10 protein-coding genes are annotated in these 7,491 nt (G+C 49.0%); 4 read left to right on the top strand and 6 right to left on the bottom strand.

The window, feature by feature from the left end; all coding sequences use genetic code 11:
- The 3 genes from mscL to WBV75_RS09420 form a co-directional block, all read right to left on the bottom strand.
- Window positions 1–296: large conductance mechanosensitive channel protein MscL (gene mscL, locus WBV75_RS09430; protein ID WP_424120372.1), on the bottom strand; the 296-nt coding region annotated here is incomplete at its 3' end.
- Window positions 297–361: 65 nt separating this feature from the next.
- Complete coding sequence (gene alr, locus WBV75_RS09425) at window positions 362–1,471, bottom strand: alanine racemase (protein WP_424120371.1); 1,110 nt, start codon at window positions 1,469–1,471, stop codon at window positions 362–364.
- Window positions 1,464–2,108 carry a thymidine kinase gene (locus WBV75_RS09420; RefSeq protein WP_424120370.1) on the bottom strand — a complete coding sequence of 215 codons (645 nt, stop codon included), beginning with the start codon at window positions 2,106–2,108 and terminating at the stop codon, window positions 1,464–1,466. The genes alr and WBV75_RS09420 overlap by 8 nt, the downstream gene beginning before the upstream one ends.
- A gap of 106 nt (window positions 2,109–2,214) precedes the next feature.
- On the opposite strand from WBV75_RS09420, the gene WBV75_RS09415 reads away from it, so the two are divergent.
- Both WBV75_RS09415 and rsmI read left to right on the top strand, forming a co-directional pair.
- On the top strand, window positions 2,215–2,901 hold the full coding sequence (locus WBV75_RS09415) for a hypothetical protein (RefSeq protein WP_424120369.1): 687 nt from the start codon (window positions 2,215–2,217) through the stop codon (window positions 2,899–2,901).
- A gap of 68 nt (window positions 2,902–2,969) precedes the next feature.
- On the top strand, window positions 2,970–3,644 hold the full coding sequence (gene rsmI, locus WBV75_RS09410) for a 16S rRNA (cytidine(1402)-2'-O)-methyltransferase (RefSeq protein ID WP_424120368.1): 675 nt from the start codon (window positions 2,970–2,972) through the stop codon (window positions 3,642–3,644).
- A gap of 27 nt (window positions 3,645–3,671) precedes the next feature.
- Here the strand turns inward: rsmI and WBV75_RS09405 are convergent, their stop codons facing one another.
- The gene (locus tag WBV75_RS09405) at window positions 3,672–4,274 is read right to left on the bottom strand and encodes a carboxymuconolactone decarboxylase family protein (protein WP_424120367.1); all 603 of its coding nucleotides are present in this window, start codon (window positions 4,272–4,274) and stop codon (window positions 3,672–3,674) included.
- A gap of 49 nt (window positions 4,275–4,323) precedes the next feature.
- Here WBV75_RS09405 and WBV75_RS09400 point away from each other — a divergent pair, with 49 nt between their 5' ends.
- Complete coding sequence (locus tag WBV75_RS09400) at window positions 4,324–4,752, top strand: OsmC family protein (protein WP_424120366.1); 429 nt, start codon at window positions 4,324–4,326, stop codon at window positions 4,750–4,752.
- Between the two features lie 75 nt (window positions 4,753–4,827).
- Complete coding sequence (recJ, locus tag WBV75_RS09395; protein WP_424120365.1) at window positions 4,828–6,528, top strand: single-stranded-DNA-specific exonuclease RecJ; 1,701 nt, start codon at window positions 4,828–4,830, stop codon at window positions 6,526–6,528.
- Here recJ and WBV75_RS09390 read toward each other — a convergent pair.
- On the bottom strand, window positions 6,525–7,298 hold the full coding sequence (locus WBV75_RS09390; protein WP_424120364.1) for a UDP-2,3-diacylglucosamine diphosphatase: 774 nt from the start codon (window positions 7,296–7,298) through the stop codon (window positions 6,525–6,527). The genes recJ and WBV75_RS09390 overlap by 4 nt on opposite strands.
- A 59-nt stretch (window positions 7,299–7,357) precedes the next feature.
- The coding region (locus tag WBV75_RS09385) for a 6-pyruvoyl trahydropterin synthase family protein (RefSeq protein WP_424120373.1) at window positions 7,358–7,491 on the bottom strand (134 nt) is incomplete at its 5' end.

Here is a 7,491-nt window from a genome sequence, read left to right as displayed (position 1 = left end):
ATTAAAAACAGTACAAACCCAACAATGATCAGGTTGATGATTGAATTGATCCAGGCGCCGTAGCGGATCGCACTCTCCGGGGTAACCACGGTGCCATCCGGGGTGACAACTGCCTCAGACAGGATGATTTTAAACTGCGAAAAGTCCATACCCCCTGCGAAGTAACCCACTATGGGCATCATGATATCATTTACAAAACCGTTGACTACGAGCCCGACGGCTCCTGCGAGAAGGACGGCAACTGCCAGGTCGATGACGTTCCCCGTCATGATAAAGGCTCTGAATTCTTTAAACATGGAATTTCTGTTTTAATGGTTAGTGAGATGCTAAGGTAGTAAATTTCAGTTCCCTTTACCCGGTTTTATGCCCCGGTAATGACCCTTGGAACCCGCTGAGAAATCCCTGTAAGCAGTTCATAGGAGATGGTATTCGCCCGGGAAGCCAGGGCTTCTGCAGAAATACCATCCCCAAAGAAAACGGCTTCATCCCCCTCCTTGCAGTTGATATCACTAATGTCTACCATGGTCATGTCCATACATACATTGCCTATAACAGGGGCGGGTTTCCCTTGAATATACACACGTCCTTTTCCCTGCCCGTACTGCCTCCCAATGCCATCGGCATGACCAATGGGCAAAGTAGCCGTTAGTCTGAAGTCCTCCGCCTGATATCCCTTGTTGTAACCGACCCATTCGCCCGGCTCAATTTTATGGATTTGAGAAATTCGGGTGCGCAACCTGGAAACAGGTTTCAAAAGGGCATCCGTTTCCGGGTCGTTGGAATATCCGTAAAGTCCAATCCCGGTCCTTACCATATCCCATTGAGCTTCGGGGTAATTAAAAACACCCGAGGTGTTCAGGAGGTGGTAAAAAGGCCGCGGATTGAAGTATTGCTCCCCATTTTTAACAATAGCCTTAAAGGCCTCCAGTTGGCCAAGGGTATATTCCTTTTCGTTCAGATCATCTGATGCTGCCAAATGTGAAAAAAGGGAGCGAACTTCCAAACTATCAGTACCCCCCAGTTGAGTGCCGATCCAATCCAGGTCATTCTCCATGAATCCGAGGCGATTCAGGCCGGTATTAAATTTAATATGTACGGGGTAGGCCTTTTGCTTCATCGCCCGGGCTGTTTTGACAAACTCCAGAAAAATACGCGGACTATAAAGGCTTGGCTCCAGGCAGGTTTCTATGATTTCTTCCATCCCATCGGGCTGGGGATGAAGTACCAGGATAGGTAAGCGGATACCGGATTTTCTCAAGAAAACTCCTTCTGAGCTATAGGCTACCGCGAGGTAATCGGCTCCCAATGCTTCGAGCTTACGGGCTATTTCTGTGGCCTCGCTCCCATAAGCAAAGGCCTTGACCACTCCCAATAACCGGGTATCAGGGCGGATACGCGACCGTAAAACCGTATAGTTATGGGACAGGGCGTCGAGATCAATTTCCAGTACAGTCTCAGGGTTTTTAGGCATTCCCTGTATTTTTAGGGGTAACGATTTCAGGGTCTTTCACTTCAATCTTGCTGATCTTTTCCTTCAACATGGCTTTGTAAAAAGCCGCCCGGCTCAGGGGCTCATATTCCTCCGTCTCCCCCAATAACACTAAACGGTCGTTTTGAGACTTTCGAAAGCTATAATTCGCCAGGTTTCCGGTTCTAGGGCAAATGGCGTGCACCTTAGTGACATATTCTGCCGTAGCCATCAGGGCCGGCATAGGTCCAAAGGGATTTCCCTTAAAATCCATATCCAGACCGGCAACGACTACGCGTATACCACTATTGGCCAAATCATTGCATACTGTAACTATTTCGTCATCAAAAAACTGGGCTTCATCTATGCCTACCACATGGCAGTTATCTGCGAGTAACCTGATGTTGGCAGCTGCGGGTACAGGGGTAGACCTGATTTCATTTTCGTCGTGAGAAATCACCTTTTCCTCGTGGTACCGCGTATCGACAATCGGCTTGAAGATCTCCACCTTTTGACGGGCGAACTGAGCCCGTTTCAGACGACGTATAAGTTCCTCTGTTTTGCCCGAAAACATGGAGCCACAGATCACTTCGATCCAGCCGAATTGTTCTTCCGGGTTAACGGTGTTTTCGAGAAACATTTCGTATTTTTAGACTAAATTTTATACTTCTATCGTTTTGCAATTGGTAGCGGTTATAAAAGTATGAAAAATACAGGCCGGGAATTACGGTCCAGAAGAAAACGCCATGAAACGGAAATTAAGAGCTGAATTGATTGGATTGGCCAGCAGGATTATTTCAGATACAGAAATGTCGGAGCTGCCGCAAATTTATGAGCAGGCGCGGGACCTCTATGAGAAACTCGCAGTGCTCAACTTTATTGAAGAAAAACTTCAGGACCTCGAAGTGGATGTAAGCAAAAGTTCGGTAGCCTCAAAATTTGAGACAATGGCCTCTGCGGTACTCAATGAAAATAAGGGGGTCCCTGAGAGCAGCCCGCATGAAGAAGATATTATTATCCCGGGAATCGACACCATTAAACACATGGTTTCGGAGATGCCCGGAGGGGAAGAATTGGAAGAAATCCTGGCCCAGTTCCTAAACAATAATGACTTTGTGAAGAACGACAAGGAAACAGTTACCCCAACTGCGGCAGATCTGGAGGCTGCAAAACCGGCGAGATCCCTCAACGATACCCTGACTGCCAAGGATATTTCCGTGGGTTTAAACGACCGATTGGCTTTTGTCAAACACCTCTTTAATGACAGTACTGAGGATTTTAACCGCATTCTTTCCCAGCTGAACACTATGGATTCCCATGAGAATTCTGTCGCGTTTATACGAAAAATGGTCAAGCCGGAGTATCAGAACTGGAAGGGGAAAGAGGAATACGAAACCCGATTTCTCGAGATGATCGAAAGGCGTTTTTCTTAAATTAGATAGCTGACAATATAAAGGCCGGAGTGCATGAGGCATTTTCGGCCTTTTTTCCTTAAAAGCCTATGTACGGATCCCTTTATATTGTCCCCACACCTATTGGGAACCTGGGAGACATTACCCTCAGGGCATTGGAGGTGCTGAAATCCGTTACCCTCATCCTGGCAGAGGACACCAGGACCAGCGGGAAATTATTAAAGCACTACGATATTCCCACGCCCCTGAGGTCCTACCACATGCATAATGAACACCGTATTTTAAACCAGTTAGTGACCCGTATGAAGTCTGGGGAGACCATGGCGCTGATTTCAGATGCGGGGACACCGGGAATATCAGACCCGGGCTTCCTATTGATCAGGGAATGTATACAGGAGGGGATCGGCGTTAACTGTTTGCCGGGAGCAACTGCGTTGATACCTGCCCTTGTCAACAGCGGTTTCCCAACCGAACGTTTTGTCTTCGAAGGGTTCCTGCCGCTTAAAAAAGGTCGCCAAACCCGATTGAAGCTCCTCTCTGAGGAAACCAGAACACTGGTCTTTTATGAAAGTCCGCACAAACTCCTGAGGACCCTTGCGCAATTTGTGGAATACTTTGGACCCGATCGGCTGATCTCCGTTTCCCGGGAACTCACTAAAATGTATGAGGAAACGCTAAGGGGTACCACCTCCGAGATTTTAGCACATTTCGAGAATAAACCTCCAAAAGGCGAGTTAGTACTTGTCGTAGAAGGTCAAAAGTAACACCGGGCACCTCTATTGAACTGAGTGTCAATAGGCGCTACCGTCGTGTTTACCTTCAACCCAGCCGTATTTAGAGAGGTATTTTTTTCCGCTGTCCACGGCCCCGTCTTCAATATCCGTCCCCATGGAATCATTCCAGCGATTCAGGTAACCAAAAAGTGAGATAACACCGAGTATCTCCACGATTTCGCCATCATCCCAATAGGTGTGGAGCCTTTTTTTAAGATCGGCATCGACAGTATTCGGAACCTGAGAAGCGGCCAGGGCAAAATCCAGTGCAGCGCGCTCTGCTTCGGTAAAGGAGGAGTGCGTGCGGTATTGCCAGATGTTATCGAGTTTTTCAGCTTCCGCCCCATAGCGCTCTGCCGCACGGATAGAATGGGCCTGGCAGTAGCGGCATCCGGCTGCATTGCTGCTGACCCAGGCGATCATGCGTTTCAGGGCTGAAGTGACCTTTCCTTCATTGGCCATTACCGCCTTGTTCAGGGTAATAAAAGCCTTTGAAATCGCCGGGCGGTGTTGCATGGTCAGGACCGAATTCGGACAAAATCCCAGCGTTTCATTAAAGAACTCAGCCAGCTTCCAGGTTTCCGGATCTGAATTTGGGTCTAGGGGATTCACAAGGGCCATAACAGGGGGATTTTATTGTATTTTTGATCTCTAAAAATAACGAATAATTATGGCTTCCACCAATTTTGTGAAAACTCGATGGATGGGCGATATGGCCTTTGAGAGCGACAACCCCTCCGGACAGACTTTTAAAATAGACGCAAGCCCGGAAGAGGGGGGACAGGGGGACGGGCTCCGGCCTAAAGCCCTGATGTTAAGCTCCCTTGCCGGGTGTTCTGGCCTGGATGTGGCCTTTATCATCCGCAAGATGAAACTGGAAATCGGGAGTTTTCATATCGATATACAGGCGAAGCTCAGCGATTCCCAGCCCCAGACATATGAACAGGTGGATATGGAGTTTCATTTCTTCGGGAAAACCCTGAATGAAGCGAAGCTGAAAAGGGCTGTAAAACTATCCGTAGATACCTATTGCGGGGTGATGAAGATGTTCCGGACTTTTGCCGAGGTATCGGTCACTTCTCATTTCCACCACGAATAGCCGGACTTCTTTCCCGGATTTGAAATTCTGAAGGGGCTTTTCGGAATCTTGTTGTATAGTAAACCTAAAGTATAGATGCGCTGGACTTTTAAACCCGCACCGAATCCTGAAACTACCGTTGCTTTAGCGGAGTCCCTCGGTATTGATCCTCTGATCGCAGGGCTTCTTGTCCAGCGGGGGATTGAGGATTATGAGCTGGCGCGTTTATTCTTCAGACCCCAACTGGAACACCTGCACAATCCCTTCCTGATGAAGGATATGGACCGGGCCACAGACCGTATTGAAAGTGCCATAAGGGACGGCGAGCGTATTCTGGTCTACGGGGATTACGATGTAGACGGGACCACGGCTGTCTCGCTGATGGTGGCATATCTCGAATCTCGGTATCCGAATGTGGCTTCCTATATTCCCGACCGGTATCTGGAGGGATACGGAATTTCCTTCCGGGGTATTGATTTTGCAGAAGACAACGAGTTTCAGCTGATTATCGCCCTGGATTGTGGCATCAAGGCCGTGGAGCAGGTGGCCTATGCACAGTCCAAAGGCATAGACTTTATTATATGTGACCATCACAGGCCCGGGGAGACACTACCCCCCGCTGTGGCCGTTCTGGATCCGAAACGAGGGGATTGCACCTATCCCTATACGGACCTTTGTGGATGTGGGGTGGGATTTAAGCTTATTCAGGCCCTGCAGCAAAGTAAAGGCCTGCCTGTGGAATCCCTCCGTCCCTATCTGGACCTGGTGGCTGTGGCTATTGCAGCGGATATCGTCCCGATTACAGGGGAAAACCGGGTGCTTACCCATTACGGCCTGCAGGTGATCAACGAAGATCCCCGCCCTGGTCTGAAGGCATTAATGCAGGATATTCAAAGGGTGCACTACCAGGTTTCAGACCTGGTCTTTCAACTGGCACCCCGATTGAACGCTGCGGGAAGACTGAGACACGGGGAGCAGGCCGTACAACTGCTTACCGAACGCGATTGGGAGCAGGCCAGGCGTTACGCCCTTGAGATCGAATCGTTGAACGAAGAACGCAAAGGCTTGGACCAGCAGATTACGGAAGAAGCGTTATCTATAATCCGGGAAAAGGGAGAAGAGTCGAACATGAGCACCGTCGTTTATCGGGATACCTGGCATAAAGGGGTCATTGGAATTGTGGCGTCCCGGCTTATGGAAACTTATTACCGGCCTACCCTGGTTTTTACAAAGAGTGGGGATAAACTTGCGGCCTCTGCCCGATCTGTCCGGGGATTCGATGTGTATCAGGCCCTCGAAGCCTGTACGGATACTATCGAGCAATTCGGGGGGCATACCTATGCTGCAGGCCTGACCCTGGAGAAAGGAAAATATGAGGAATTTAAAAAGCGTTTTGAAGCAGTTGTTGCAGAGACCCTTTTGCCGGAACACCGCTTGCCACAGATACAGATTGATATGCCGTTACACCTGGGGGAGATTACCCCAAAGCTCTGGAGGATTTTAAAGGAGTTCGCCCCGTTTGGCCCTGGGAACCCCAGCCCTGTTTTCGCGTCGGGCCCCTTAAAGGAAACGGGGTACGCGCGTACCGTGGGAGGCCATGGTGCACATTTGAAGGTGTCTGTAACCCAGGACGCCTGTGGGCCTTTCGCAGGTATCGGATTTGGACTGGGATCCCATCTGGATCGGGTAGAAAATGGTGCGCCTTTTTGGGCGGCATTCTCGCTTGACGAAAACACCTGGCAGGGAAAAACCAGCTTGCAGTTAAAAATCAGGGATATACAGAGCGAGGCACCTTAGGCCTCCTTTTCGAAGTATTCTATTTGAAGATTTTCCCCGTCAAAAATGCCGTAGCTGAAATAGCCGATCCAATCCCCCAGATTTATATATCGGGAACCCTCTGATAACCCGATGTCCAAAGGGAGATGCCGATGTCCGAAAACAAAATAGTCAAAATGCTGATTTTCGAGTTTCCTTTTGGCGTATTGCACCAACCACTCCTTATCCTCTCCTAAAAACCGGACATCTTCCTCCCCGGAAATCATTCGGTTCCGGACTGAAAAATACTGGGCAATCCGAACACCCAGATCGGGATGTAACCACCGGAAAAACCATTTGGAAACCGGGTTTGTAAAGACTTTTTTCATCCGTTTAAACCCTTTATCCCCCGGACCAAGCCCATCCCCGTGGCCGATAAAGAATTTTTTTCCTCCGATCTCGAAAATCTGGGGCTTGTGATATACCGGGATGTTGAGTTCCTCCTCAAAATACCCATTCATCCATAAATCGTGATTTCCCACAAAGTAATAGACGGGAATGCCACTGTCTGTGATCTCTGCAAGTTTGCCAAGAGTACGGGTAAACCCTTTGGGGACTACCGTGTCGTACTCAAACCAAAAATCGAACAAATCCCCCAGCAGAAAGACCGCTGCGGCGTCCTCGCGAAGGGCTTCGAGCCATCTTACAAATTTCTTCTCACGGGGTTGGCTGAGCTGAGAAGTTGGAGCCCCCAGGTGGTTATCGCTGGCGAAATAAATCTTTTTTCCCGTAGGGACTTCAATGGAATTCATCGTCTGTAAAAATAAGTATCTCTCCTGAATTTCAGGCCTCAGACACCCTGCTATGGAGATTAACTGTTATCACTCGCAAACCATTCCGCATAGGCTGTGCCGGTTTCCCGAAGTTTCAGGGAATGCAACTGAATCCCGTCGGGCAGCCTTTTTCGAATTTTATCGGCAAAATCGACAACCATATTTTCTGAGG

Origin of the sequence: Robiginitalea sp., assembly GCF_049588695.1 — a bacterium.
In the GTDB taxonomy this organism is placed as follows: domain Bacteria; phylum Bacteroidota; class Bacteroidia; order Flavobacteriales; family Flavobacteriaceae; genus Robiginitalea.
The sequence above is the reverse complement of the archived record's forward strand: the minus strand, read 5'-3'. Positions and strand labels throughout refer to the sequence as shown.

What these genes read in the sequence shown, in the direction of transcription:
- alr (WP_424120371.1), bottom strand. Translation starts at nt 1,471, where the DNA reads ATGCCTAAAAACCCTGAGACTGTACTGGAAATTGATCTCGACGCCCTG.
- WBV75_RS09420 (WP_424120370.1), bottom strand. Translation starts at nt 2,108, where the DNA reads ATGTTTCTCGAAAACACCGTTAACCCGGAAGAACAATTCGGCTGGATC.
- WBV75_RS09415 (WP_424120369.1), top strand. Translation starts at nt 2,215, where the DNA reads ATGAAACGGAAATTAAGAGCTGAATTGATTGGATTGGCCAGCAGGATT.
- rsmI (WP_424120368.1), top strand. Translation starts at nt 2,970, where the DNA reads ATGTACGGATCCCTTTATATTGTCCCCACACCTATTGGGAACCTGGGA.
- WBV75_RS09405 (WP_424120367.1), bottom strand. Translation starts at nt 4,274, where the DNA reads ATGGCCCTTGTGAATCCCCTAGACCCAAATTCAGATCCGGAAACCTGG.
- WBV75_RS09400 (WP_424120366.1), top strand. Translation starts at nt 4,324, where the DNA reads ATGGCTTCCACCAATTTTGTGAAAACTCGATGGATGGGCGATATGGCC.
- recJ (WP_424120365.1), top strand. Translation starts at nt 4,828, where the DNA reads ATGCGCTGGACTTTTAAACCCGCACCGAATCCTGAAACTACCGTTGCT.
- WBV75_RS09390 (WP_424120364.1), bottom strand. Translation starts at nt 7,298, where the DNA reads ATGAATTCCATTGAAGTCCCTACGGGAAAAAAGATTTATTTCGCCAGC.